Origin of the sequence: Pseudomonas sp. NBRC 111127 (assembly GCF_001320345.1) — a bacterium.
In the GTDB taxonomy this organism is placed as follows: domain Bacteria; phylum Pseudomonadota; class Gammaproteobacteria; order Pseudomonadales; family Pseudomonadaceae; genus Aquipseudomonas; species Aquipseudomonas juntendi.
In genome coordinates this window covers 56,268-81,159 of the sequence record NZ_BCBD01000004.1, presented here as the reverse complement: position 1 = coordinate 81,159, position 24,892 = coordinate 56,268, and the positions used below count along the sequence as shown (strand labels likewise).

Sequence of the window (24,892 nt, the reverse complement as noted above, 5' to 3'; positions counted from 1 at the left end):
TACCATCCCGGGCCTCGGAGTGGCCATTCCCCCTCCGGCCTTTTTCCCGCACCTGCCAAAAACCCATGCCCTTCGAACTTACCGTAGAACCCCTCACCCTGCTGATTCTGGCCCTGGTCGCCTTCGTCGCCGGTTTCATCGATGCCATCGCCGGCGGCGGCGGCCTGCTCACCACCCCGGCGCTGCTCACAGCCGGCATGCCGCCGCACCTGGTACTGGGTACCAACAAGCTCAGTTCCACCTTCGGCTCGGCCACCGCCAGCTTCACCTACTACAAACGCAAGCTGTTCCACCCGGCGCAGTGGCGCCCGGCGCTGTTCGCCACGCTGGTGGGCGCGTTGATCGGGGCGATCGTGGCCCATTACATGCCAGCCGAATGGCTGAACAAAATGCTGCCGGTGATCGTCTTCGCCTGTGGCCTCTACCTGCTGTTCGGCGGCACGCCCAAGGCACCGCTGGACGCCGATGCCCCGATCAGAAAAAAATGGCAGGCCCCGCAGGGCTTTACCCTGGGTTTCTATGACGGCGTGGCCGGCCCCGGCACCGGGGCGTTCTGGACGGTCAGCACCCTGCTGCTGTACCCCATCGACCTGGTTCGCGCCAGCGGCGTGGCGCGCAGCATGAACTTCGTCAGCAACATCGCGGCGCTGACGGTGTTCATCATTTCCGGGCAGGTCGACTACATCGTCGGCCTGTGCATGGGCTTGTCGGTGATGGTCGGCGCCTTCTTTGGCGCACGCACGGCGATCAGCGGCGGCAGCAAGTTCATCCGCCCGGTGTTCATCACCGTGGTGCTGGCGTTGACCGTGCGCCTAGCGTGGCAGCACTGGTTCGGGCAGGCCTAAGCGGCGAGCGACATAGAGGTCGATCAGGTAGCGCGCAATAGAGCGCCCAGCCGGCAGCGGCGGCAGGTCGTGCACGCTGAACCACTGGGCGTCCTCGATCTCGTCCGGCTGCATGACGATCTCGCCACCCGCGTATTCGGCATGGAAGCCCAGCATCATCGAGTGCGGGAACGGCCAGCACTGGCTGCCGACGTACTGGATGTTCTGCACCTCTACCGCCACTTCTTCACGCACTTCGCGCACCAGGCAGTCCTCGGCCGACTCGCCCGGCTCGGCAAAGCCTGCCAGGGTGCTGTACACCCCCGTGACGAAGCGCGGCGAGCGTGCCAGCAGGATTTCGTCGCCACGGGTCACCAGCACGATCATGCTCGGCGAAATACGCGGGTAGCTGCGCAGGTCGCAAGGCTGGCAGTACATCGCCCGCTCCCAGCGGATTTGTGTCATCGCCTGCCCGCAGCTGCCGCAGAAACGGTGCTCGCGAGCCCAGGTGCCGATCTGCGCGGCATAACCCAGAACCTTGTAGGTGTCGAAGTCACCCTCCAGCATGACCGCACGCAGGCCGCGCCAGTTGCAACCGGGCACGTCGCTGGCAGCGCGCAGTTCCAGCAGGAACACAGGCTGGCCGTCGAAGTGGCCAATGCCGTGTTCGCACAGCACATCCAGGCCCTGGCGCTTGAGCCAGTCACGAGGGAACAGCGCGCCGTTGGCGTCGTGCAGAAACCCTTCCGGGCTGCGCGCCACGGCCAGCCCGCCGGTGATCTGAGGGTCGAGTACTGCGGTAGTCCAGCGTGCTGACATCTCGGGTTTCCTTTACTGCGCGTGCGCCGGCCCGATCAGTCGGCGAACGTCGGTTTCTGTTTGCTCATGTGCGCGGCCACAGCCACGCGCAGGTCTTCGGACTGCAGCATCGCGGCGTTCCACGTGGCGATGTAGTCCAGCCCATCGTCGATGCGGTGGTCGCGCATGTAGCTGAGCATTTCCTTGGTGCCTGCCACCGCGATCGGCGATTTTGCAGCAATCTGGCGGGCGATGGCAAAAACCCCGTCCAGCAGCGCGGCGTGGTCATCATAGACCCGGTTCACCAGGCCGATGCGCAGCGCCTCGTCCGCCGCGACATTGCGCCCGGTGAACGCCAGCTCACGCATCATGCCGTCGCCGATGATGCGTGGCAAACGTTGCAGCGTGCCGACATCGGCGGCCATGCCCATGTCGATTTCCTTGATCGAGAATTGCGCGTCACTGCTGCAGTAACGCATGTCACAGGCCGAGATCAGGTCGATGGCGCCACCGATGCAATAGCCCTGCACCGCGGCCAGCACCGGTTTGCGGCAGCTGTCCACGGCGGTGAACGAGGCTTGCAGGCGCTGTATGGTCTTGCGCAGGAAGCGCGCATTGCGGCCCACGTCCTTGCCCATCTCCCCGGCCAGCGAGGCCAGCATCATCAGGTCGATACCGGCCGAGAAGTGCTTGCCGGCACCGCTGATGACCACCGCACGCACGGCGTCGGTGTCGTCGATCCACTGGAAGATATCGACGACCTCTTCCCAGAAGGCCGCGTTCATCGCGTTGACCTTCTCCGGGCGGTTGATCTGAACGTGGGCGATGCTATCGGTCAGCTCGACCTTGAATGCGGTGTATTCGGTCACGAACGGAACTCCTAGGGTTGGATGGTTCACCATCGTGGATGGTAACCCAGCTGGGCAGACAATGGTTTGCGCATACAACTTTTGCCCCGCCGCGGGATCGAACCTCAGGTAAGCCCTCATCCGTTTCAAGGAGATCAACCATGGCGCTACGCACCACGCTGCTGCTTTCCTGCATGACCCTTGCCTTGCTCGGCTGCGCCGGCAACGACCACCCCGCACCGCCGCGCACCCAGCAGGTGGACCTGCAACGCTATCAGGGCACCTGGTACGAACTGGCGCGGCTGCCGATGTTCTTCCAGCGTAATTGCGTACAGTCCGAGGCTCATTATGGGCTACGCGCCGATGGCCGTATCGACGTGACCAACCGCTGCAAGGAAAAGGACGGTGAGGTGAACGAAGCCAAAGGCATTGCTGAAGCCCAGCAGCCGGGCAGGACTGACAAATTGTGGGTACGCTTCGACAACTGGTTCAGCCGCCTGGCCCCTGGCCTGACCAAGGGTGAGTACTGGGTGCTGTACCACGACAAGGATTACCGCGTGGCACTGGTCGGCCACCCCAACCGTGAGTACCTGTGGCTGCTGTCGCGCACCCCTGCGGTCACCGACCAGCAGCGTGAACAGTTGCTGAACATTGCCCGCGAGCAAGGCTACGACACCAGCAAGCTAGTCTGGCGGCAGGCTGACTAGCGGGCAATCGACGGCCTGCGACAATCCGGCTAAGGTGTGCGGCGTTGTTCGTCTCGAAGGAACGAGGCCCTGCGTATTGCGCGATTTTGCGCGACTGGACTGGCACAAGGAGCCGCAACATGGACCTGCTGTTTCTCGGTACCTCCGCCGGGGTGCCGACCAAAGCCCGCAACGTCAGCGCCACCGCCGTAGTCGAAGCCAGTGGTAGCCACTGGTACCTGGTCGACTGCGGCGAGGGCACCCAGCACCAACTGTTGCACACGCCGCTGTCGGTTCGCGACCTGCAGGCGGTCTTCATTACCCACGTTCATGGTGACCATTGTTTTGGCCTGCCCGGGCTGCTCGCCAGTGCCGGCATGAGTGGCCGTAACCAACCGCTGGATATTGTCTTGCCTGCCGCGCTGCATGGCTGGCTACGCCAAGGCCTGGCCGCCAGTGATACCTTCCTGCCGTTCGAGCTGCGCCTGCTGACCGTGGAAGATTGGCAGGGCTGGCGCAACCAGACCCTGCAGGTAACAGCGGTGCGCTTGTCGCACCGGGTGCCGAGCGTAGGTTTCGTGTTTACCGAACTCAACCCCGAACCCCGCCTGGACACCCTGCGCCTGGAGGCTGAGGGCGTACCGCGGGGCCCGATGTGGGGCGAGCTGGCCAAAGGGCGTACCGTGAAATTCGGCGAGCAGCTGTTGCATGGCAATGAATACCTGCGTGGCTCGCGCCCGCCCCGGCGAGTTATCGTGTGTGGTGACAATGACAACCCGCAATTGCTCGCCGACGCCGCCCGAGGCGCCGATGTGCTGGTGCATGAGGCAACCTTCACGCAGGCGGTGGTGGAGCGGACCGGGGTCACCTTTGGGCACAGCACTGCGGCGGCAGTGGCGCGCTTTGCCGAGGCGGCAGGCGTGCGCAACCTGGTGCTGACGCACTTCAGTGCCCGCTATCAGAGCGACCCAAGGCGCAGCCCGAGCATCAACGACGTGCGTGATGAGGCACTGGCCCACTACCGCGGCCGGCTGGTGCTGGCGCAGGACCTGCAGCGCTATCACATCGGCCGTGACGGCTACCTGGAACCAGCCCTGTAGGAGATAACACAGCACTACGGGCTGCGCTGTCGCGCAGAGAACTGAATTCGTAAGCGCGACGCGGCCTGTGTGGGAGCGGGCGCGCCCGCGAAGAATCCAGCGCGGTGGCTGGCACCGGCTACGCCGGTGTTCGCGGGTGAACCCGCTTCTACAAACGGGCGGTGTGGCTCCGCCGATCTATTGCCAAACACGACCAGTGAAGGAACGGCCCTTACGCCTGATCAAGCTGCCAGGCGGCCGCTGGCAATCGCCTGCGAAGCAGCCAGCATCGCCCGCAACAACACCGCGCAACCCGCCGCCAGGTCATCGGGTGCGGCGTTTTCGATTTCGTTGTGGCTGATGCCGTTCTCGCACGGTACGAAAATCATCCCGGCCGGCCCCAGCTCCGCAAGGAAGATCGCGTCATGCCCTGCCCCGCTGACGATGTCCATGTGCGGCAACCCCAGGGCCTTGGCCGAATCGCGCACGGCATCGACACAGCCCTTGTCAAAGTACAATGCCGGGAAGTCCGCGGTGGGCACCAGTTCGTGGCTCAGGCCATGCTTGGCGCAGGTCGCCTCGATGACCCCTCGTACCTCGGCGATCATCGCATCCAGTTGCTCGCCCTCAAGGTGGCGGAAGTCCAGGGTCATGCGCACTTCGCCAGGGATTACGTTGCGTGAGCCCGGGTAGGCCTGCAAGCAACCCACCGTGCCGCAGGCATGCGGCTGGTGGCCGAGGGCTGTGCGGTTGACCGCTTCGACCACCGCGGCGGCACCCACCAGGGCATCCTTGCGCAGGTGCATGGGGGTGGGGCCGGCATGGGCTTCGACGCCGCGCAGGGTCAGGTCGAACCACTTCTGGCCAAGGGCACCGAGGACCACCCCAATGGTCTTGGCCTGGTCCTCGAGTATCGGCCCTTGCTCGATATGCGCTTCGAAATATGCCCCCACCGGGTGCCCGAGCACCGCACGTGGGCCGGCGTAGCCAATGGCGTTCAACGCCTCGCCCACACTGGTGCCCTGGGCATCGCGCTTGGCCAGGGTTTCTTCCAGGGTGAACTTGCCGGCGAACACACCCGACCCCATCATGCAGGGGGCAAAGCGCGAACCTTCTTCGTTGGTCCACACCACCACCTCCAGCGGTGCTTCGGTTTCCACGCCCAGGTCGTTGAGGGTACGGAGCACTTCCAGCCCGGCCATCACGCCGAAACAGCCGTCGAACTTGCCGCCAGTGGGCTGGGTATCGATATGGCTGCCGGTCATCACCGGTGGCAGCTTGGGGTTACGCCCAGGGCGACGGGCGAAGATATTGCCCACGGCATCGACGCTGACCGTGCAACCGGCCGCCTCGCACCATTGCACGAACAAGTCGCGGGCCTGGCGGTCGAGGTCGGTCAGGGCCAGGCGGCAGACACCCCCCTTGGGCGTGGCGCCGAGGCGGGCCAGGTCCATCAGCGATTGCCAGAGGCGGGCACTGTCGATGTGGTGGGCGGTGGTCTTGAGGATGTCTTGGAAAGGGGTCACGGGTTTCTCCTTCAGGCTTTTGTTATCTGTTCGGGCCTCTTCGCGGGCATGCCCGCTCCCACCAGATCGCCACAGGTTTTCCAGTACTGCGTAATACCTGTAGGAGCGGGCATGCCCGCGAAGAAGCAGACACGGTCTCAGGGCAAGGGTTTGACCAGCCGCGCCGGGCTGCGCGCCGCCAAGCCAGCGAACACGTAGTACAACGCCGCCCCCAGCAGCGAGCCGGTGAACCAGCCATAGTCGTAGAACCAGCTGAAGCTGCTGTTGCCGATCGCCAGCACCGTCAACCCCACGGGCAGCACGAAGGCGGCGAAGCCGGCCCAGTTCCACGCCGGGTACACGTCGTCGCGGTACAGCCCGGCGAGGTCCAGCTTTTGCCGGCGGATCAGGAAGTAATCCACCACCATGATCCCGGCTATCGGCCCGAGCAGGCTGGAGTAGCCCAGCAACCAATTGGAGTACACGCTTTCCAGGCTCAGGTCGGACACGATCCAGCCCAGTTTCTTCAGCAACTCGTGGCCCATCAGCGCCAGGCCGATGAAGCCGGTCAGCCACACCGCACGGCTGCGCCCGATCAGGCGCGGGGCGATGTTCTGGAAGTCGTTGGTCGGCGACACGATGTTCGCCGCAGTGTTGGTCGACAGGGTGGCGATCACGATCAGCGCCATGGCCAGGGCGACCCAGAACGGGCTGTGGATCTTGCCGATCAGACTGACCGGGTCGGACACCGTTTCGCCCACCAGCGACGCCGAGGCCGCAGTCAGCACCACGCCCAAGGCCGCGAACAGGAACATGGTCAGCGGCAGGCCAAAGATTTGCCCGAGGATCTGGTCCTTCTGGCTGCGGGCATAGCGGCTGAAATCGGGAATGTTCAGCGACAGCGTGGCCCAGAAGCCGACCATGGCCGTGAGCCCAGCGCAGAAGTAGCTGACCACGCTGGCGCCTTCAGGGCGTTTGGGCGGTTGCGCCAGCAGTTCGGTCATCGACATGTGTGGCAAGGCCCACACCAGCAGGCCCAGCCCAACGGCCACCAGCAGCGGCGCCGAGAGCGTCTCCAGCCACTTGATCGACTCGGCGCCCCGCAGTACCACCCACAGGTTCAGGCACCAGAAGATCATGAACCCGATCACCTCGCCGACACCGCCCAGGGCCTTCCAGCCGTCGAACACCGAACCCAGGAACAGGTGGATGGCCAGCCCGCCGAACAGGGTCTGGATCCCGAACCAGCCGCAGGCCACCACGGCGCGAATCAGGCACGGCACGTTGGAGCCCAGAATGCCGAACGACGAGCGCAGCAGCACCGGAAACGGGATACCGTACTTGGTGCCGGGGAACGCGTTGAGGGTCAGCGGGATCAGCACGATGATGTTGGCCAGCAGGATCGCCAGCAACGCCTCGCCAACGCTCAGGCCAAAGTAGGCTGTGAGCACGCCGCCGAGGGTGTAGGTTGGCACGCAGATGGACATGCCTACCCACAGGGCCGTGATGTGCCATTTGTTCCAGGTGCGCTGGTGCACCTTGGTCGGTGCGATGTCGTGGTTGTAGCGCGGGCTGTCGAGAACATCACTGCCCTCGGCCAGCTCGAACAGGCCATCCTGCTCAACCACTTGCGATCTGCTCTGTTGCATGGGCCTTTCTCCAGACTTTTTCGAGTTGTCTGCTCATCGGGCTAATTCGATGGCCGGAGTACACACGCGTATGAGTGCCTTAGAAATCTCGACCAATTTTCTATCTTGTCAAGTTAGTCAAAAACCCTGGAGGCCCCGAATTCAGCGGGCTCTAAATATTTAATTCATGTAAATCAATGATTTAAAAACCACAAAATAAATAGGAAATTTTCTTGCTGAATTCAGGATCAGCATCTAGCCTCGAATCTTGTCAGGTATGACAGGATTAACCCCTGCCCGCCCTGCTTCCGAAAATTCCAAGAACCGGCCAAGACCGGTCAGCCTGCGAGGAAAACGGCATGTCCCTGTTGATCCGTGGCGCCACCGTTGTTACCCACGAAGAGAGTTACCCCGCCGATGTGCTGTGTGCCGATGGCCTGATCCGTGCAGTCGGGCCTGGCCTGGAAGCGCCGACCGATTGCGAGATCCTCGACGGCAGCGGGCAATACCTGATGCCGGGCGGCATCGACCCGCACACCCATATGCAATTGCCGTTCATGGGCACCGTGGCCAGTGAAGACTTCTTCAGCGGTACCGCCGCCGGCCTGGCGGGCGGCACCACATCGATCATCGACTTCGTCATTCCCAACCCGCAGCAGTCACTGCTGGAGGCGTTTCACACCTGGCGCGGCTGGGCCCAGAAAAGTGCCAGCGACTATGGCTTCCACGTCGCCGTCACCTGGTGGAGCGAGCAGGTGGCCGAAGAGATGGGCGAACTGGTGGCCAAGCATGGGGTGAACAGCTTCAAGCACTTCATGGCCTACAAGAACGCCATCATGGCGGCCGACGACACCTTGGTGGCCAGCTTCGAGCGCTGCCTGCAGCTGGGTGCAGTGCCCACCGTGCATGCCGAAAATGGCGAGCTGGTGTTCCACCTGCAGAAAAAGCTGCTGGCACAGGGCCTGACCGGGCCGGAAGCGCACCCCCTGTCGCGCCCTTCGCAGGTTGAAGGCGAGGCGGCCAGCCGCGCCATCCGCATTGCCGAAACCCTCGGTACACCGCTGTACCTGGTGCACATTTCCAGCCGCGAGGCGCTGGATGAAATCGCCTATGCGCGGGCCAAGGGCCAACCGGTTTACGGCGAAGTGCTGCCTGGCCACTTGCTGCTGGACGACAGCGTCTACCGTGACCCGGACTGGGCCACAGCCGCCGGCTACGTCATGAGCCCGCCGTTCCGCCCGCGCGAGCACCAGGAGGCGCTGTGGCGCGGCCTGCAGGCGGGCAACCTGCACACCACAGCCACCGACCACTGCTGCTTCTGCGCCGAACAGAAAGCCATGGGCCGGGATGACTTCAGCCGCATCCCCAATGGCACCGCCGGCATCGAAGACCGCATGGCGGTGCTGTGGGATGCCGGGGTCAACAGCGGGCGCCTGTCGATGCACGAGTTCGTGGCACTGACCTCTACCAACACGGCGAAGATCTTCAACCTGTTCCCACGCAAGGGTGCCATCCGCGTAGGGGCCGATGCCGATCTGGTGCTATGGGACCCGCAAGGCACGCGCACCATCTCGGCCCAGACCCACCACCAACGGGTGGACTTCAACATCTTCGAAGGCCGCACTGTACGTGGCGTCCCCAGCCACACCATCAGCCAGGGCAAAGTGGTCTGGGCTGATGGCGACCTGCGCGCCGAGGCGGGCGCGGGGCGCTATGTGGAGCGGCCGGCGTATCCGTCGGTGTATGAGGTGCTGGAGCGTCGGGCCGACCAGCAGCGGCCGACGCCCGTTCAGCGCTGAAGCCATTGGGGCTGCTGCGCAGCCCATCGCGACACAAGGCCGCTCCTACAGGAATGCGCGGTCCCTTGTAGGAGCGGCCTTGCGTCGCGATGGGCCGCACAGCGGCCCCCGATCCCACCACAACAGCTGTCGCCTGAACCAAAAAAATAGAGAGGCTACAACCGTGATCGACGCCCTGAACCATTTGCCGCGCCCCCGGGCCGGCGCCGACCAATTGGCCGAGTGCTTCAGCGACCTGGCCCCACCCCTCACCGCACGCCAGGCCGCCGTGGAAAGCGCCCGCTGCCTGTATTGCTACGACGCGCCCTGCGTCAACGCGTGCCCCAGCGAAATCGACATCCCGTCATTCATCCACCGCATCAGCGACGAGAACCTGCAAGGCGCTGCCGAACGGATTCTGTCGGCCAACATTCTCGGCGGCAGCTGTGCCCGCGTCTGCCCGACCGAAATCCTGTGCCAGCAAGCGTGTGTGCGCAACAACGCGCAGGAATGCGCCCCGGTACTGATCGGCCAGTTGCAACGCTACGCCCTGGACAATGCCCAGTTCAGCGACCACCCGTTCCAGCGTTCACCGGCCACGGGCAAGCGCATTGCGGTGGTCGGCGCTGGCCCTGCGGGGCTGGCCTGCGCGCATCGGCTGGCCATGCATGGCCATGACGTGGTGGTGTTCGAAGCCTGTGACAAGCCGGGTGGCCTCAATGAATACGGCATCGCCCGCTACAAGCTGGTTGACGATTATGCCCAGCGGGAAGTGGCATTCCTGCTGGGTATCGGCGGTATCGAGCTGCGCCATGGCCAGCGCCTGGGGGGCAACCTCAGCCTGGGCGAACTGCGCGAACAATACGATGCGGTGTTCCTTGGCCTGGGCCTGAATGCCGTGCGCCAGCTGGGGCTGGCCGATGAAGAGGCCCCCGGCCTGCTTGCCGCCACCGCTTACATCCGCGAGTTGCGCCAGGCAGACGACCTCAGCCAACTGCCGCTGGCCGAGCGCTGTCTGGTGATCGGTGCCGGCAACACCGCCATCGACATGGCGGTGCAAATGAGCCGCCTGGGTGCCCGCGACGTCAACCTGGTGTACCGCCGTGGCCACGCCGACATGGGGGCCACCGGGCACGAGCAGGACATCGCCAAGGCCAACCAGGTGCGCTTGCACACCTGGGCCCGCCCCGACAGCGTGCTGCTGGATGACACTGGCAACGTACGCGGCATGCGCTTTGCCCGTACCGAATTGGCCGACGGCCGCCTGCGCGACACCGGCGAAACCTTCGAACTGGCCGCCGACGCCATCTTCAAGGCCATCGGCCAGCGTTTCGACGACAGCAGCCTCGCCGACCCAGTGGCCGCGCAACTGGCCCGTGACGGTGAGCGTATTCGCGTTGACGTGAACATGCAGACCAGCCTGCCAGGGGTATACGCCGGTGGCGACTGCACCGCGCGGGGCCAGGACCTCACCGTTCAGGCCGTACAACACGGCAAAGTGGCCGCCGAAGCCATCCATGCCCAACTCATGCTCAACGTGGAGGCAGCGTAATGGCCGACTTGTCTATCGTGTTCGCCGGGATCAAGGCCCCCAACCCGTTCTGGCTGGCGTCCGCGCCGCCCACCGACAAAGCCTACAACGTGGTCCGCGCCTTTGAAGCCGGCTGGGGTGGCGTGGTGTGGAAGACCCTTGGCGAAGACCCGGCCGCGGTCAACGTCTCGTCGCGCTACTCGGCCCATTACGGCGCCAACCGCCAGGTGCAGGGCATCAACAACATCGAACTGATCACCGACCGTTCACTGGAAATCAACCTGCGCGAAATCACCCAGGTGAAGAAGGACTGGCCCGACCGCGCGTTGATCGTGTCACTGATGGTGCCGTGCGAGGAAGCGTCGTGGAAGTTCATCCTGCCGCTGGTGGAAGCCACTGGCGCCGATGGCATCGAGCTGAACTTCGGCTGCCCGCACGGCATGCCGGAGCGCGGCATGGGCGCGGCGGTCGGCCAGGTGCCGGAGTACGTGGAAATGGTCACCCGCTGGTGCAAGCAGCACTGCTCGCTGCCGGTGATCGTCAAGCTGACGCCGAACATCACCGACATCCGCCAATCGGCACGCGCTGCGCATCGCGGCGGGGCCGATGCTGTGTCGCTGATCAACACCATCAACTCGATCACCAGCGTCGACCTTGACCGCATGGTCGCCCACCCCATCGTCGGTGACCAGAGCACCCATGGCGGTTACTGCGGCTCGGCGGTGAAGCCGATCGCCCTGAACATGGTGGCAGAGATTGCCCGTGACCCGGCCACCCATGGCCTGCCGATTTGCGGCATCGGCGGCATCGGCAACTGGCGCGACGCGGCCGAATTCATGGCGCTGGGCAGCGGCGCGGTGCAGGTGTGCACGGCGGCCATGCTGCATGGCTTTCGCATCGTCGAAGACATGAAAGACGGCCTGGCCCGCTGGATGGACCAGCACGGCCACGCCAACATCGAGGCGTTCCGTGGCCAGGCGGTAGGGCATACCACCGACTGGAAGTACCTGGACATCAACTACAAGTCGGTGGCGCATATCGACCAGCAAGCGTGCATCGGTTGCGGTCGCTGCCACATCGCCTGCGAGGACACCTCGCACCAGGCCATCGCCAGTACGCTGAAGGCAGACGGTACGCATGCCTACAGCGTGATCGAGGAAGAATGTGTGGGCTGCAACCTGTGCCAGATCACCTGCCCGGTGGAGAACTGCATCGACATGCAGGCGCAGGACACTGGCAAGCCTTACCTGAACTGGACCCAGGACCCGCGCAACCCCTACCGCGAAGCGAGCTGATGTAGACCGGCGCCCGCCGCACTGGCACGGCCTTTTTGTGGACAGCAAAAAGACCGTGCGCGGCAGGCATGGCCGGTCACGGCTCCAGGCCAATCCCCCGCAGGATCACACTGGTCACCGTTTGCACCGCACTTTCGAACGCCAGGTCCGACAGTTCATCGCCGCCGTTGAGCAACTGCACCTGGTAACCGAAGTCGGCGTAATGCTGGGTCGAGGCCCAGATCATGTACAGCAGCGCCGAGGGCTCGACCGGCAGAATGCGCCCCTCCTCCACCCAGCGGCGGATCTTCGCCTCCTTCAGCTTGGCCCACGGCACCAGGCTGTCATCCAGGTTGCCCCCCAGCACCGGTGCCCCATGCAGCATTTCCTCGGCCCAGACCTTCGAGCCTAGCGGCCGTGACCGCGAATGCCCCATTTTCGCGCGGATGTAGCTGGTCAGCACCACCCGTGGGTCGTCGAAATTCTCGAAACACAGCGCGTCCTGCTTCCACACATCCAGCAGGTCCTGCAGCACCGCACGGAACAGATCGTCCTTGGTGCTGAAGTAGTAATGCAGGTTGGAACGCGGCAGTTCGGCCTGCTCGGCGATATCGCCCATGGAGGTCGCGCCGTAGCCTTTTTCGGCGAACACCTTTTCCGCCGCGTGCAGGATCTTGCCAACGTTGCGCCGGCGAATTTCGATCTTGTGATTGGCCATCAGGCTTGAGCCGTCCACACCGCCAGTTCATGACCGTCCGGGTCAATGAAATGGAAACGCCGCCCCCCGGGGAAGGCAAAGGTCGCGCGGCTGATACTGCCCCCCGCCGCGGTCACGCGCTGCTGCGTGGCTTGCAGGTCATCGGCGTAAAGGATGATCAGCGGCCCCCCCGGGCGCACCGGCTCACCCGTGGTAAAGCCGCCCGTGAGGCGGCCGTCGCTGAATTCGCTGTAGGTTGGCCCGTAGTCGGTGAAGCGCCAGCCGAAAACATGCCCATAGAACGCCTTGCTGCGTGCGATATCGCTGACATTGAACTCGATGTTGTCGATCTGCCGATCCGAACCGCGGATACCCATGGACGCTCCTTGCCGAATGAGATTTGACCTAGTCTACCCCGCTCGCTTGCCGGAGCGCGCACAAATTCGGTGCAGCCGGCTCAACCGCAACTGGCCCGGTCGCGGGCCGGGCAGCGGGCCTGCTGGAGGTTCAGGGCAGTATTGATGATGCCGATATGGCTGAACGCCTGCGGGTAGTTGCCAAGCATGCGCTGGCAGGCCGGGTCGTATTGCTCGGCCAGCAGGCCCACGTCGTTGCACAGGCCGGTCAAACGCTCGTACAACGCTTGCGCTTGCGCCATCCGGCCCAGCAGGATGTAGACGTCGGCCAGCCAGAACGAGCAGACCAGGAACGTACCTTCGCCTGGGGTCAGGCCATCCCCGGCACTGTCACTGTCGTAGCGCATCAGCAACCCGTTTTTCAGCAAGCGTTGCTCGATCTGTTCCAGCGTGCGCAGAAAGCGCGGGTCATCGGCAGGCAGGAAGCCGGTCAGGGCGATCTGCAGCAGGCTGGCGTCCATCTCGTCCGAACCATAGGCCTGAACGAAGAAACTGCCGCTGCTGTCGAGCCCTTGCTCACACACTTCACGGCGGATCTGGTCGGCCACCTGGCGGTAATGCTGGCCATGCTCACGGCCTTCTTCGGTCGTGTCCGCCAAGCCGGCAGCGCGGTCGAACGCCACCCAGGCCATCACCTTGGAATGCACGAACTGCTGGCGGCCGCCGCGCACCTCCCAGATACCCTCGTCCGGCTGGCGCCAGATACGCTCCACATAGGGCAGGATCAGCCGAGAGATGGCGGCGCTACGCGGATGGCGCGGCAAGCCGCCCTTGATTGCCTGGCTCATGGCATCGGCCAGTTCGCCATAGATATCCAGCTGCGCCTGGGCCGACGCGGCATTGCCCACCCGCACCGGTTGCGAGTGCTCGTACCCCGGCAACCAGGGCAAGGTGTATTCCTGCAGGTCGCGCTCGCCACCCAGGCCGTACATGATCTGCATCTGTTCGGGGTTGCCGGCCACCGAGCGCAGCAGCCATTCGCGCCAGGCCTGGGCCTCGTCGAAATAGCCCAGGTTCATGAATGCCAGCAAGGTCATGGTGGCGTCGCGCAGCCAGCAGAAACGGTAATCCCAGTTGCGCTCGCCGCCGAGTTGTTCCGGCAACGACGTGGTGACGGCCGCAACGATGCCGCCAGTGGGGGCATACGTCATGGCTTTCAGGGTGAGCAACGAGCGACGGACCAGTGCGCTGTAGGGGCCTACCTGAGGGCAGCGGTCGGCGAACGCCTGCCAGTGCTCGCAGGTATGGGCCAGGGCCGCGTCGGCATCGCAGCCGGGCTGCACCGGCAGGTGCGAGGGCTGGTGGCGCAGGCTGAACACCTGGCGCTGGCCGGCCGCCACGCGAAAGCGCGCGCCGGTGTGGTGGTCGCGGGCATGGGGCGGTACGGTGCTGCACAGGATCAGGCGGTCGGGGCCGGCCACCGCGCTGAGGGTGAGCGGGTCCAGGCGTTCGACCCATGGCACGCTGCGCCCGTAGTCGAAGCGCATGACCAGGTCCATTTCGAAATTGGTTTCGCCCGAGAGGCCTTCGACGATGCGCACCACGGCGTTGACGTCACCCAGCGGCATGAAATCGAGTACGCGGGCCCGGCCAGTGGCAGTGACCCACGTGGTTTCCAGCACCAGCGTGTCGTTCAGGTACTGCCGGCTGCAGTGCTCGACCGGGTCGCAAGGGGCCAGGCGCCAGCGGCCGTTTTCTTCGTTGCCCAGCAAGGCGGCGAACACCGCCGGGGCGTCGAAGCGTGGCAGGCATAGCCAGTCGAGCGAGCCATCCCGGCTGACCAGGGCGGCGCTGCGGCAATTGCCCAACAGGGCGTAATCTTCTATGTGGGCGGGCATCGCGTTTCCTTAAAGTGGTTGCCTGTGCTGGCCCTTTCGCTTGTCAACCCGCCCCACAGGGCCGCGCCGCCCAAGGGGTTGTGCAGCCCCTGTCAAAAGGGGGGTTCACTCGCGAAGCGGCCGGCACACGCCGAAAAACCTGTTACCCCAATCGGTGCCATTCCCGCTTGTCCCGGCTCAGCAGGTCATTGCCCGCCTCGGGGCCATCTTCACCCGCCGGGTACTCGTGCACCTCGCCCCCCTGGGCCCAGGCATCGAGGAACGGCTGCACGGCACGCCAGCCGTTCTCGATGTTGTCGGCCCGCTGGAACAAGGTCTGGTCACCGGTCAGGCAGTCATAGATCAAGGTCTCGTAGCCGGTCGCCGGGGTCATCTTGAAGAAGTCCTTGTAGGCAAAGCCCAGCTCGACGTTCTCCATTACCAACTCCGGCCCGGGGCGCTTGGCCTGCAGGTCGAACCACATGCCTTCGTTGGGCTGAATCTGGATTTTCAGGTAGTTGGGTTTGGGGCGCTCCAGCTCCGACTCGCGGAACTGCGCGTACGGTGCCGGCTTGAAACAGATGGCAATCTCGGTGTCACGCACGCTCATGCGCTTGCCGGTACGCAAGTAGAACGGCACCCCCGCCCAGCGCCAGTTGTCGATCATCACCTTCAGCGCCACGTAGGTTTCGGTCTGGCTGTCGGGCGCGACATTGGCCTCCTCGCGGTAGCCGGGCAGGTGCTTGCGCCCCTGCTTGCCGGCGCTGTACTGGCCCCGCACGGAATGCTTCAGCGCCATCTTCGCCGACCACGGGCGGATGGCGCCGATCACCTTGGCCTTTTCGCCGCGCACGGCGTCGGCGCCGAACGCTGCCGGCGGTTCCATGGCAACCATGGCCAGCAGCTGGAACAGGTGGTTGGGCACCATGTCGCGCAAGGCGCCGGTGGCGTCGTAGAAGCCACCCCGCGTCTCGACACCGACGGTTTCCGCGGCGGTGATCTGCACATGGTCGATGTAGTGGTTGTTCCAGAACGACTCGAACAACCCATTGGAGAACCGGCTGACCAGAATGTTCTGCACCGTTTCTTTGCCCAAGTAGTGGTCGATACGGTAGATCTGCCGCTCGCACATCACCTTCAGCAGGCAGGCGTTCAACGCCTCGGCACTGGCCAGGTCGGTACCGAACGGCTTCTCCACCACTACCCGGCGAAAGCCGCCGGCAGACTCGTCGAGCAAGCCGGCCTCGCCAAGGCGCTGGGCCACTTCAGGGAAGAAACGCGGCGAGGTGGCCAGGTAAAAGATGGCGTTGCCGTGGCTGGTCTTGTCAATGCGCTTGCCCAGCGCCTGGTAAGTGGCCGGGTCGAGGAAATCGCCCGTCTGGTAGTCCAGGCGCTTGGCCAGCCGCGCCCAGAGTTTTTCGTCCAGGCACTGGGCGGCGCCTTCGCCGCCCTTGTCACGCTCGGCCATGAACGCATGCAGGCGTGCGGCAAATTCCTCGGCCGTGGCAGGGTTGTGGTCAACGCCAACGATGCGCAGGTTGCGGTCGAGCAAACCGTCGCGGCTGAGGTTGTACAGCGCAGGCATGAGCAAGCGCTTGACCAGGTCGCCATTGGCGCCGAACAGAAACAGCGTGCAGGGGGGTGCGGCCGGAGTGCTCTTTTTAGTCATTCGTCTTTTTTCTCGACATGGCCACCGAAGCCCAGGCGCATGGCCGAGAGCACTTTGTCACCGTAGGTGCCCTGCTGCTGACGCGAGCGGAAACGGGCAAACAATGCGCTGGACAGGACCGGTACCGGCACTGCCTGCTCCACGGCGGCATCGATGGTCCAGCGGCCCTCGCCACTGTCGGATACAGAGCCACTGAACTGCGACAGCTGCGGGTCGGCCACCAGCGCATCGGCGGTGAGGTCGAGCAGCCACGAGATGACCACACTGCCCCGGCGCCATACCTCGGCGATTTCGGCCACATCGAGGTCGAAGCGCTGGTCTTCCGGCAGTTCGTTGCCGCCTTTGCTGCGCAGCAGGTCGAAACCTTCGGCATAGGCCTGCATCAGGCCGTATTCGATGCCGTTGTGCACCATTTTCACGTAGTGGCCGGCGCCCGGTGGGCCAGCGTGGATATAACCATGCTCGGCGCGCTGGTGTTCGCCGCTGCGGCCATGGGTGCGCGGAATGTCGCCTACACCCGGTGCCAACGCCTTGAACAGCGGCTCCAGGCGCTCGAACACGTCCTTCTCGCCACCGATCATCATGCAGTAGCCGCGGTCCAGGCCCCATACCCCGCCAGAGGTACCTACGTCCAGGTAATGCAGGCCACGCTTGGCCAGCTCGGCGGCGCGGCGCATGTCGTCCTTGTAGAAGGTGTTGCCGCCGTCGATGATGGCATCGCCCGGCTCCAGCAGCTCGGCCAGTTGCGCGATGGTCTGCTCGGTCGGCTCGCCAGCCGGCAGCATCACCCATACCGCGCGTGGCGCTTTCAGTTTTTGCACCAGCGCGCCAAGGTCGTGTGCGCCCTGGGCGCCCTCGCCTTCAAGGCCGGTAACCGCGTCGCGGTTGCGGTCGTGCACAATGGTGCGGTGGCCAGCGCGCATCAGGCGCCTTGCGATATTGCCGCCCATGCGGCCCAGCCCGACGATTCCCAGTTGCATGAGCCGATGCTCCCCTTTCGAAATAGATGACAACAGTCCAGCTGTTCAGGTTAGTCCAGCATGCCGCCCGAGGGTTCAGCGACGAACGGCAAGACCACGATAAACAAAAAAGTTCCCAAGGCTTGTGAAAGAATTCAAAATGCGCCCGCCAGAAGCGTCTACGCTTTGAATTGTCACCAGCCAAAACCGCGAGGTGTGCTCATGGGTACCTTGATGCCTGCAACCCCAACCCAGACCCTCTATGTCTCCGTGCGCCGTGATGAGCTGCGTAAACTCAAAGACGAACGTGACCAATTGCGCCAACAGGTCGCCGAGCTGAACGTGTTGCTGGACCAGGCACGCATCGCCGCCAAAGCCATCGACCTCTGATTTTCCCCCGCCCTCGGTGGGAGTCCTGCGCTCCCACGCTGCAGCCCCAACCCTCGGAAAAAGTTGAATTGGGAACGATTCGCGTTTAAGGTGCGCGCTTTTCTTCCATCCTTTCGCTTCAGGGGCGCTGCATGGCTATGCATGAAACGGATGCGATCATTCCGCTCGAAGCGCTGTACCACAACGAACGCGGTTGGCTGCACGCCTGGCTGAGGCGTTCGCTGGGCTGTTCGCAGCAGGCGGCAGACCTGGCCCAGGACACCTTCGTACGCCTGCTGGTGCGCAACCAACCGATCAGCGCCCGAGCCCCTCGTGCATTGTTGGCGCGCATCGCCCGTGGCCTGGTGGTGGACCACTGGCGGCGCGATGCCCTGCAGCGTGCCTACCTGCAAGCCTTGGCGCAACTGCCCGATGCCAGCTACCCCTCACCGGCTGTACGCCACGAGGCACTGCAATGCCTGGAGCGTATCGCGCAGCTGCTCGATGGGCTCAAGCCGGCTGTGCGCGAAGCCTTTCTGCTTTACCAGCTGGCCGGCCTGACGCACGCGCAGGTTGCCGAGCAGCTTGGGGTATCCGGGCGTACGGTGGAGCGCCATGTCGCCCAGGCGCTGCTGCACTGCTACCGGGTGTGCTTCGAGTGACGGCCAGCGCAGAGCGCCTGCCGGAAAACATCGTGCGCATGGCCATCGAATGGCAGCTGCGCCTGCGCCGCCAGCCGGGGGATATCGAACTGCTCAAGCAGTGCCAGGCCTGGCGCTTGCGCGATGCCCGCCACGAACTGGCCTGGCGGCGCATGCAGCAGGTCTGCGGGCACTTTCATGCCGAGCCGTTGCCCGGCGCCACTCACACGGCTGCCGTGCTGCGCCAGGCCGAAGTCGACCTGAGCCGCCGGCGTGCCATGAAGCTGCTCGGCTTGGGGCTTGCCGCAGGCAGCGCCACGCTGCTGCTCGCCAACACGCCACAGGCCTGGCGCAGTGACTTTGCCACCGAGGTTGGGCAACGCCGACAGTGGCAGCTGGCGACTGACCTGCAACTCCAGCTCAATACCGACAGTGCCGTGGACGTGAGCCAGCGCGAGGCCCGCTTGCGCAGCGGCGAGTTGCTGGTCGATGGCCATGACTGGCGCGTGCAATGCGCCCATGGGCTGTGCCGCGCCAGGCAGGCACGGGCGGCGCTGCGCGAGCGTGAAGGTTACAGTGAACTGCATGTCGAGCACGGCGAAGTGCGGGTGACAAGCGCCGCAGGTGAGCAGCACGTGGCTGCCGGCCAGGGCCTGGCACTCTACCCTGGCAAGCTCACCCGACTGGGCCCCGGCCCCCTTGACCCATTCGCATGGGCGCGCGGCTTGCTGGTGGTCGACGACATCCGCCTGGCCGATTTTCTTTTCGAAGCCGGGCGTTACCGCCGCGGTTGGCTGCACTGCCAACCGCGCCTCGCCGACCTGCGCCTGTCCGGCGTCTTTCGCCTGGACCAGCCAGACGTTCTGCTCGGCAACCTCACCCACCTGCTGCCGGTGCGCGTTGAGCAACGTACCCGCTGGTGGGTGCGCGTGGTGGCGCAGGCTTGAAAAAAAATGGCGGACTTTGCCGTTTGATCCGGTTAGGGCAGATCACTCCCTGAATGGACCCTCGCATGTTACCTGTCCGCCTGCCCTTCCCCTCTCGCCCCTTGTCCCGCGCCGTGTGCCTGGCGCTGTCGCTGCTGGCTGCCAGCAGCCATGCCGCGCCGGCCACCGCGCCGAGCGTACCGGCAGGCCCCTTGGGGCAGGCCTTGAGCCGCTTTGCCGAGCGCTCGGGTATCACCCTGTCGTTCTCGCCGGCAGCCGTCCAGGGCTTGAACAGCCCAGGCCTTGCCGGCGGAGGTTCCCTGGATGACGGCCTGGCGCAACTGCTCGAGGGCAGCGGCCTGGTGCCGCAAAAGACCAGCTCGGGCTATGTGGTGCTGCCCGCGCACGAGGATACCGGCCTGCAACTGGAGCCGATCAGCATCGATGCCAGCGCCTCGCAAAGCGCTTTCGCCCCCGTACCCGGTTATTTCGCCAGCAATGCCAGCAGCGCGACCAAGACGGACCGCCCGATCCTGGAGACCGCGCAAAGCGTCAGTGTGGTAACCGCCGAACAGATGGCCGACCGCAAGGTTGATCGCGTCGAGGATGCCGTCGCCTATACGGCTGGCGTGCGGGTGGGGGCCTCGGGGCTGGACCCACGCTTCGACACGATCAGCGTCCGCGGTTTCGACACCACCATGGCTGCCGACTTCCTCGACGGCCTGCGCCAGCCCGGCAGCGGCTGGCTATCGCTGTACCAGACCGAGGCCTATGGCCTGGAACGCATCGAGGTACTCAAGGGCCCGTCGTCGGTGATGTACGGGCAAATCAGCCCGGGTGGCATGATCAACCGCGTGAGCAAGCGCCCGAGCCTGCAGGCTCGCAACGAAGTGCAGGTGCAGGCAGGCAACTACAACCACCAGCAAGGCCAGTTCGACCTGGGCGGCAAGCTGGACCCGGCAGGCGATGTGCTGTACCGGGTGGTCGGGGTTTACCGCGATGCCGAGAACTACATCGAGCAGTTGAACAACGATGTGCGCATGATCGCCCCTTCGCTCACCTGGCAGCTCGACCCGGACACCAGCCTGACCTTGCTGGCGCGCTACCAGGAACGCGAAACCGCCGCTTCGCCAATGCTGTACCAACAAGGCAAGCACCTGACCAACTTCTGGCAAGGCGACGAATACTTCGACAAGCTGCAGCAACGCCAATGGACTTTCGGCTACGAATTCGAGCATGCCTTCAACGACACGTTCAGCGTGCAGCAGAACCTGCGCTACGGCCAGGTCGACACCACCAACCAGTACCTGCAACCCTACCAGGAGCGTGAGGGGCACATCCTCGACCGCTATGCGGTGGGGGTATACGAAGACATGTCGACACTGTCGGCGGACACCCGCCTGGTCAGCCGTTTCGATACCGGTGCGCTGCACCACACCCTGCTGACCGGCCTGGACTATGGCTGGATCGACACCTCGCTGCTGTATGCCAGTGGCCCGGCACCTTCGATCGACCGCTTCGCCCCCGACTACCACCAGCCTGTGGCCAGGCCCGGCACGCCGTTGGCAGACGAAGACGGCCTGGAACAACGCACCGGCCTGTACCTGCAGGACCAGGTGGACCTGGGCCAATGGCGCCTGTCGGCCGGCCTGCGCCGCGACGTGGTGCACGTGCGCCGCAGTGACAACCTCAGCGGCATCAACCGCAAGACCAGCGATTCGGCCACCACGGGCTCGGTCGGCGTGCTTTACCTGTTCGACAACGGCATCGCACCTTATGCCAGCTACGCCACCTCGTTCCAGCCGCAAAGCGGCAGTGGTGCGTACAAGCCGACCGAGGGTGAACAGTACGAAGCGGGCTTGAAGTACCAACCGCCCGGCAGCACGACCCTGCTGACCGCCTCGCTTTACCACCTGACCCAGAAGAACGTGCTGACCCGCGACTTGGCCAACCCGATCAACAGCATTGCCACCGGTGAGCAAGTGTCCAGGGGCCTGGAACTGGAGGCAGTGGCGGACCTGGGAGAGCGGCTGAAGATGACTGCCAGTTACAGCTACAACAACGCCAAAGTCACCCGAAGCAACGATGGCAACGAAGGCAAGCAGCCGCTCGACGTTCCGCGCCACCTGGCCTCGCTGTGGCTCGACTACCGCCTGCCGCTGGGCCTGGGGGTGTCAGGTGGCGCACGTTACACCGCCAGCAACTACGGCGACGCCCAGAACACCGTGAAGAACGAGGGCTACACCCTGGTCGATGCCGGGGTGCACTACGACTTCGGCGGTGGCCTGGACGGCGTGCGCCTGGCCTTGAATGCCCGCAACCTGTTCGACAAGCGTTACATCAACTGCCAACAAGGCTATTGCTACCGGGGTGAAGCGCGCAGCGTGGTCACCAGCCTGAGCTACCGCTGGTAAGGGGGCTACGCATGCTACGCACACTGTTTGCCGGGCTGGCGGCGCTGCTGCTCGCCCAGGTTGCCCATGCGCAGCCGGTGGCCCTGGATGGCACCGAGCAATGGACGATGAAAAGCGCCGCAGGGCGGGAATACCGGATCATGATCAGCCTGCCGGAGGGCGATGTACCGTGGACCGGCGGCTACCCGGTGATTTATCTGCTGGACGGCAACGCCTACTTCCCGGCGTTTCACGCGGCCAAGCGCGCGCAGGAGCGCCTGCGCGGGTCGGTCCTGGTCGCAATCGGCTACCCAAGCGCGACGCCGCTGGATTTCGAACGGCGCGCGTTCGACTTGTCACCGCCACAGCCGCCGGAACGGAACACCCCGCCACAAGGCGGTCAGGACCTGTTTCTCGACTTCATCGAACAGCGTCTGATGCCCAGGGTGAATGCGCGCTTCAAGGTCGATCAGGACCAACGCAGCCTGGTCGGGCATTCGTTTGCCGGCATGTTCGGCGTCTATACCTTGTTCACCCGCCCACAGCTGTTCCAGCATGTGGTCGCCATCAGCCCCAGCTTGTGGTGGCGGGACCGCTACCTGTTGGCGCATGAACGGGCATTCAGCCAGAAGGCGCATGCCGGGCAGCTGGTGCTGACCCATAGCAGCCTGACCTTGCTGATGGGTGACCGCGAAATGGCACAGGAGATTCAGGATGCCCGGGCCTTGCAAACCAGGCTTGAGGCGTTGTCGCAATATGGGTTGCGCAGTGACTTCCAGCTCGAAGCCGGCGAGGACCACATGTCGATGCCGTTCCGCGTCGCTGCCCGTGTGCTGGATGAGCTGATGAGCACGCGCAGGTTCTGAGCGCCTTTGCGAACCTGTGAGGTAGAGCGCCGCAGCGCGGCGGCGGCGCTCCTTCCCGCAAGCACCGCAAAACCCGAATGCTCCATTGGACCATCCCATCCATTACCATTGGCTACCAACGCCCCCACATCAGGTTCAGCGAACATGGCCTTCTCCAGCGAATCCCTGGCAATCTTCCTCGCAGTGCTGGATGCCGGCTCGTTCTCCGCCGCCGCCCGCAAGCTGGGGCGGGTGCCGTCCGCGGTGAGCATGGCAATCGCTCAACTCGAGGCCGAACTGGACCTGCCGCTGTTCGACCGGGCAACGCGCAAGGCCCTGCCCACCAGCGCCGCCCTGGCCCTGGAGCCTCAAGCCAGGCAAGTGATCTGCCAGCTCAATCTGCTCGACGCCCAGGCCTTGCAATTGCACCAGGGCCTGGAGAAACGCCTGACCATCGCCATGGCGCCCGAACTGCAGACCGGGCGCTGGAGCCAGCCACTGGAAACCCTCGCCCAGGCGTTTCCCAGCCTGGAAGTGGAAGTGCGCTCGGCCACCCAGACCGAGGCCATTCGCCTGCTGCACGAAGGCAGCGTGCAACTGGCACTGGTGTTCGAGCGGCCAGGCATCGATGAGCGCGAATCATTCCTCGAAGCCGGTAGCCAGCTGCTGGTTGCGGTGGCCTCGCCGCGCCATCCGGCCGGGCAGAACAGCGGCACGCCGCTGCCCGAAGAAGCCTTCGCCGAGCAACGGCAAATCATCGTGGCTTCGGGCAAGCCCACCGGCTCAGACCCGCGCATGGTGCTGTCGCGGCGCATCTGGCTGACCGACAGCTACCTGGCCACCCTGGATCTGGTGCAGTCCGGGCTGGGTTGGGCATACCTGCCACAACCCCTGGTGGAACCGCTTATTGCATCCGGCGCGCTGGCCGAAGTGCGCTTCGACAACATGGCCAGCCGCCTGCGCTTGTGGGTGGACATCATCTGGCTCAAGGCACGCCCCTTGGGCCTGGGCGCCCGCCGTTATCTGGACGTCATGCGCCAGTGCTTCGAGGCAGAGCCGCCCAGGGCCTGAACGGCGGTCGCCCAGCGCCGGGCAGGCCAAGGGGTGCCGGCGGCACGGTGCGGCCTGATTCAAAAAAAAGAAAATTCTTACAGCCCGCTAAGACTCCAGTAACTGCCCACTGAAGCGATTCCTCGCTAGATTCGCGCTCGCCATCCAGAAGAAAAGGAACTTCTCATGTCGAGCCAAGCCGCACGCGGCTACCAGCAGTCGGTGGATGACTTCGCGCACCGGCACCGCCACCCCGATGAAGCCTTTTACCTGCTGCTGGCCCCCTTCGCTGGCTGCCAGAGCGGGCACCCGCTGGACATCGCCATGCTGGCCAAGGCGCTGGGCAGTGACGCCGTAACGCGCATCGACAGCAGCGGCCTGGTGCAGGCCCCTGAACGCTGGCCTGCGCTGGTGCGGCTGGCCCGCCCCGGCCAGGCATGCGGCGCTCTGGCCGCATTGAGCGCAACCTACGCCGCCCGTGAGGCTACGGCCACCTGGCACTACGTGTGTGCCTGGCTGCTCAGCGATCAACCCGCCGAAGCCATTGCCCGGCATATCAGCCAGCAGTGCCATGTGCTGCATCAGCCCGCCCCGCATGGCATCACGGCCTGGTACGAACCCGTGAGGCTGGCGTTGCTGCGCGTCACCCTGAACAATGCTGGCGCAGTACTCGGGCCGATTCGCAGCTGGCTGCATCCCGATGGTTGCGGCAGTTGCACGGTGCTCGAACGGCCATCGCCGGCTGGCGAGCTGCGCATCACCCGTGAAGTCCGCGCAACCCAGAACGTCGCGCCACAGATCATTCAGTTGCTCAGTGCCTGGCATCGCCTGGCGACCGCGCAAACTGGCGCCACCCGTGGCCAATGCCCAGGCTCATCCGGCTTGCCGGCCAACGCGCCGGTCCATGTCATGAACCTGATGATCAGGGCCTTCAGGCAGGGCCTGCGCGACCGTGGCGATATCCAGTGCATGTGCCTGCACCTGCTCATGGTCCACCCCTTGCTGCTGCAGCACCCGACCATCCAGCGCGACGTGGCACAGGCGGTGGCTGGCCAGCAACGCCTGGCCGCCTGCTTCGCCCGCTACGGCGACAGTGCCTGGGCACGCATCGTTGCCGACCTGCCGCAGGCAGGAGGCTACTCATGAGCATCAGTGCAAC

22 protein-coding genes are annotated in these 24,892 nt (G+C 64.7%); 13 read left to right on the top strand and 9 right to left on the bottom strand.

What is annotated here, in order from left to right; genetic code table 11:
* The first annotated feature begins 65 nt into the window (after positions 1 to 65).
* A complete protein-coding gene (locus tag APH30_RS01775) occupies positions 66 to 845 on the top strand; it encodes a TSUP family transporter (RefSeq protein ID WP_009683133.1) in 780 nt (259 codons plus the stop codon).
* On the opposite strand, the gene nudC is transcribed toward APH30_RS01775, so the two are convergent.
* Together nudC and APH30_RS01765 are read right to left on the bottom strand one after the other, a co-directional pair.
* Positions 813 to 1,643: an NAD(+) diphosphatase gene (nudC, locus tag APH30_RS01770; RefSeq protein WP_054911524.1), complete on the bottom strand. Its 831-nt coding sequence runs from the start codon at positions 1,641 to 1,643 to the stop codon at positions 813 to 815. The genes APH30_RS01775 and nudC overlap by 33 nt on opposite strands.
* A gap of 35 nt (positions 1,644 to 1,678) precedes the next feature.
* Complete coding sequence (locus APH30_RS01765) at positions 1,679 to 2,491, bottom strand: crotonase/enoyl-CoA hydratase family protein (protein ID WP_054911523.1); 813 nt, start codon at positions 2,489 to 2,491, stop codon at positions 1,679 to 1,681.
* Between the two features lie 140 nt (positions 2,492 to 2,631).
* On the opposite strand from APH30_RS01765, the gene APH30_RS01760 reads away from it, so the two are divergent.
* Both APH30_RS01760 and APH30_RS01755 read left to right on the top strand, forming a co-directional pair.
* Positions 2,632 to 3,177, top strand: coding sequence for a lipocalin family protein (locus APH30_RS01760; RefSeq protein ID WP_054911522.1), 546 nt, complete (start codon positions 2,632 to 2,634; stop codon positions 3,175 to 3,177).
* Positions 3,178 to 3,296: 119 nt separating this feature from the next.
* Positions 3,297 to 4,256, top strand: a complete 960-nt coding sequence (locus APH30_RS01755; RefSeq protein WP_054911521.1) for a ribonuclease Z — start codon at positions 3,297 to 3,299, stop codon at positions 4,254 to 4,256.
* A 221-nt stretch (positions 4,257 to 4,477) separates the two neighbouring features.
* Here the strand turns inward: APH30_RS01755 and APH30_RS01750 are convergent, their stop codons facing one another.
* Positions 4,478 to 5,761 carry a Zn-dependent hydrolase gene (locus APH30_RS01750; RefSeq protein WP_029887470.1) on the bottom strand — a complete coding sequence of 428 codons (1,284 nt, stop codon included), beginning with the start codon at positions 5,759 to 5,761 and terminating at the stop codon, positions 4,478 to 4,480.
* Between the two features lie 137 nt (positions 5,762 to 5,898).
* On the bottom strand, positions 5,899 to 7,389 hold the full coding sequence (locus tag APH30_RS01745) for an NCS1 family nucleobase:cation symporter-1 (protein ID WP_009683140.1): 1,491 nt from the start codon (positions 7,387 to 7,389) through the stop codon (positions 5,899 to 5,901).
* A gap of 338 nt (positions 7,390 to 7,727) precedes the next feature.
* Between APH30_RS01745 and hydA the strand changes: the two genes are divergently transcribed.
* The 3 genes from hydA to preA all read left to right on the top strand — a co-directional run bounded on the left by hydA (position 7,728) and on the right by preA (position 11,972).
* The gene (hydA, locus tag APH30_RS01740; RefSeq protein ID WP_009683141.1) at positions 7,728 to 9,167 is read left to right on the top strand and encodes a dihydropyrimidinase; all 1,440 of its coding nucleotides are present in this window, start codon (positions 7,728 to 7,730) and stop codon (positions 9,165 to 9,167) included.
* A gap of 163 nt (positions 9,168 to 9,330) precedes the next feature.
* Positions 9,331 to 10,698: an NAD(P)-dependent oxidoreductase gene (locus APH30_RS01735; protein WP_054911520.1), complete on the top strand. Its 1,368-nt coding sequence runs from the start codon at positions 9,331 to 9,333 to the stop codon at positions 10,696 to 10,698.
* On the top strand, positions 10,698 to 11,972 hold the full coding sequence (preA, locus tag APH30_RS01730; RefSeq protein ID WP_054911519.1) for an NAD-dependent dihydropyrimidine dehydrogenase subunit PreA: 1,275 nt from the start codon (positions 10,698 to 10,700) through the stop codon (positions 11,970 to 11,972). Before APH30_RS01735 ends, preA begins: the two co-directional genes overlap by 1 nt.
* Positions 11,973 to 12,048: 76 nt before the next feature.
* On the opposite strand, the gene APH30_RS01725 is transcribed toward preA, so the two are convergent.
* From APH30_RS01725 to gnd, 5 genes are all read right to left on the bottom strand, one after another.
* Positions 12,049 to 12,669: a TetR/AcrR family transcriptional regulator gene (locus APH30_RS01725; RefSeq protein ID WP_054911518.1), complete on the bottom strand. Its 621-nt coding sequence runs from the start codon at positions 12,667 to 12,669 to the stop codon at positions 12,049 to 12,051.
* Complete coding sequence (locus tag APH30_RS01720) at positions 12,669 to 13,025, bottom strand: VOC family protein (RefSeq protein ID WP_054904232.1); 357 nt, start codon at positions 13,023 to 13,025, stop codon at positions 12,669 to 12,671. Before APH30_RS01720 ends, APH30_RS01725 begins: the two co-directional genes overlap by 1 nt.
* An 80-nt stretch (positions 13,026 to 13,105) precedes the next feature.
* A complete protein-coding gene (locus APH30_RS01715; RefSeq protein WP_054911517.1) occupies positions 13,106 to 14,902 on the bottom strand; it encodes a glycoside hydrolase family 15 protein in 1,797 nt (598 codons plus the stop codon).
* A 142-nt stretch (positions 14,903 to 15,044) separates the two neighbouring features.
* Entirely contained in the window at positions 15,045 to 16,550 is a 1,506-nt protein-coding gene (zwf, locus tag APH30_RS01710; RefSeq protein ID WP_054911516.1) for a glucose-6-phosphate dehydrogenase, read from the bottom strand.
* Positions 16,547 to 17,530: a phosphogluconate dehydrogenase (NAD(+)-dependent, decarboxylating) gene (gene gnd, locus APH30_RS01705; protein ID WP_054911515.1), complete on the bottom strand. Its 984-nt coding sequence runs from the start codon at positions 17,528 to 17,530 to the stop codon at positions 16,547 to 16,549. Before gnd ends, zwf begins: the two co-directional genes overlap by 4 nt.
* A 201-nt stretch (positions 17,531 to 17,731) precedes the next feature.
* Here gnd and APH30_RS28970 point away from each other — a divergent pair, with 201 nt between their 5' ends.
* The 7 genes from APH30_RS28970 (at position 17,732) to APH30_RS01675 (ending at position 24,879) form a co-directional block, all read left to right on the top strand.
* The gene (locus tag APH30_RS28970) at positions 17,732 to 17,899 is read left to right on the top strand and encodes a DUF6026 family protein (RefSeq protein ID WP_009683150.1); all 168 of its coding nucleotides are present in this window, start codon (positions 17,732 to 17,734) and stop codon (positions 17,897 to 17,899) included.
* A 131-nt stretch (positions 17,900 to 18,030) separates the two neighbouring features.
* Positions 18,031 to 18,540, top strand: a complete 510-nt coding sequence (locus tag APH30_RS01700) for a sigma-70 family RNA polymerase sigma factor (protein WP_082416093.1) — start codon at positions 18,031 to 18,033, stop codon at positions 18,538 to 18,540.
* On the top strand, positions 18,537 to 19,466 hold the full coding sequence (locus APH30_RS01695; protein WP_054911514.1) for a DUF4880 domain-containing protein: 930 nt from the start codon (positions 18,537 to 18,539) through the stop codon (positions 19,464 to 19,466). The genes APH30_RS01700 and APH30_RS01695 overlap by 4 nt, the downstream gene beginning before the upstream one ends.
* A 65-nt stretch (positions 19,467 to 19,531) precedes the next feature.
* Positions 19,532 to 21,859, top strand: coding sequence for a TonB-dependent siderophore receptor (locus APH30_RS01690; protein WP_236184267.1), 2,328 nt, complete (start codon positions 19,532 to 19,534; stop codon positions 21,857 to 21,859).
* Between the two features lie 11 nt (positions 21,860 to 21,870).
* Positions 21,871 to 22,704: an alpha/beta hydrolase gene (locus tag APH30_RS01685; protein WP_054911512.1), complete on the top strand. Its 834-nt coding sequence runs from the start codon at positions 21,871 to 21,873 to the stop codon at positions 22,702 to 22,704.
* Positions 22,705 to 22,848: 144 nt separating this feature from the next.
* Positions 22,849 to 23,754, top strand: coding sequence for a LysR family transcriptional regulator (locus tag APH30_RS01680; protein WP_047149926.1), 906 nt, complete (start codon positions 22,849 to 22,851; stop codon positions 23,752 to 23,754).
* Between the two features lie 165 nt (positions 23,755 to 23,919).
* On the top strand, positions 23,920 to 24,879 hold the full coding sequence (locus tag APH30_RS01675; RefSeq protein WP_054911511.1) for a hypothetical protein: 960 nt from the start codon (positions 23,920 to 23,922) through the stop codon (positions 24,877 to 24,879).
* Positions 24,880 to 24,892: the final 13 nt, after the last annotated feature.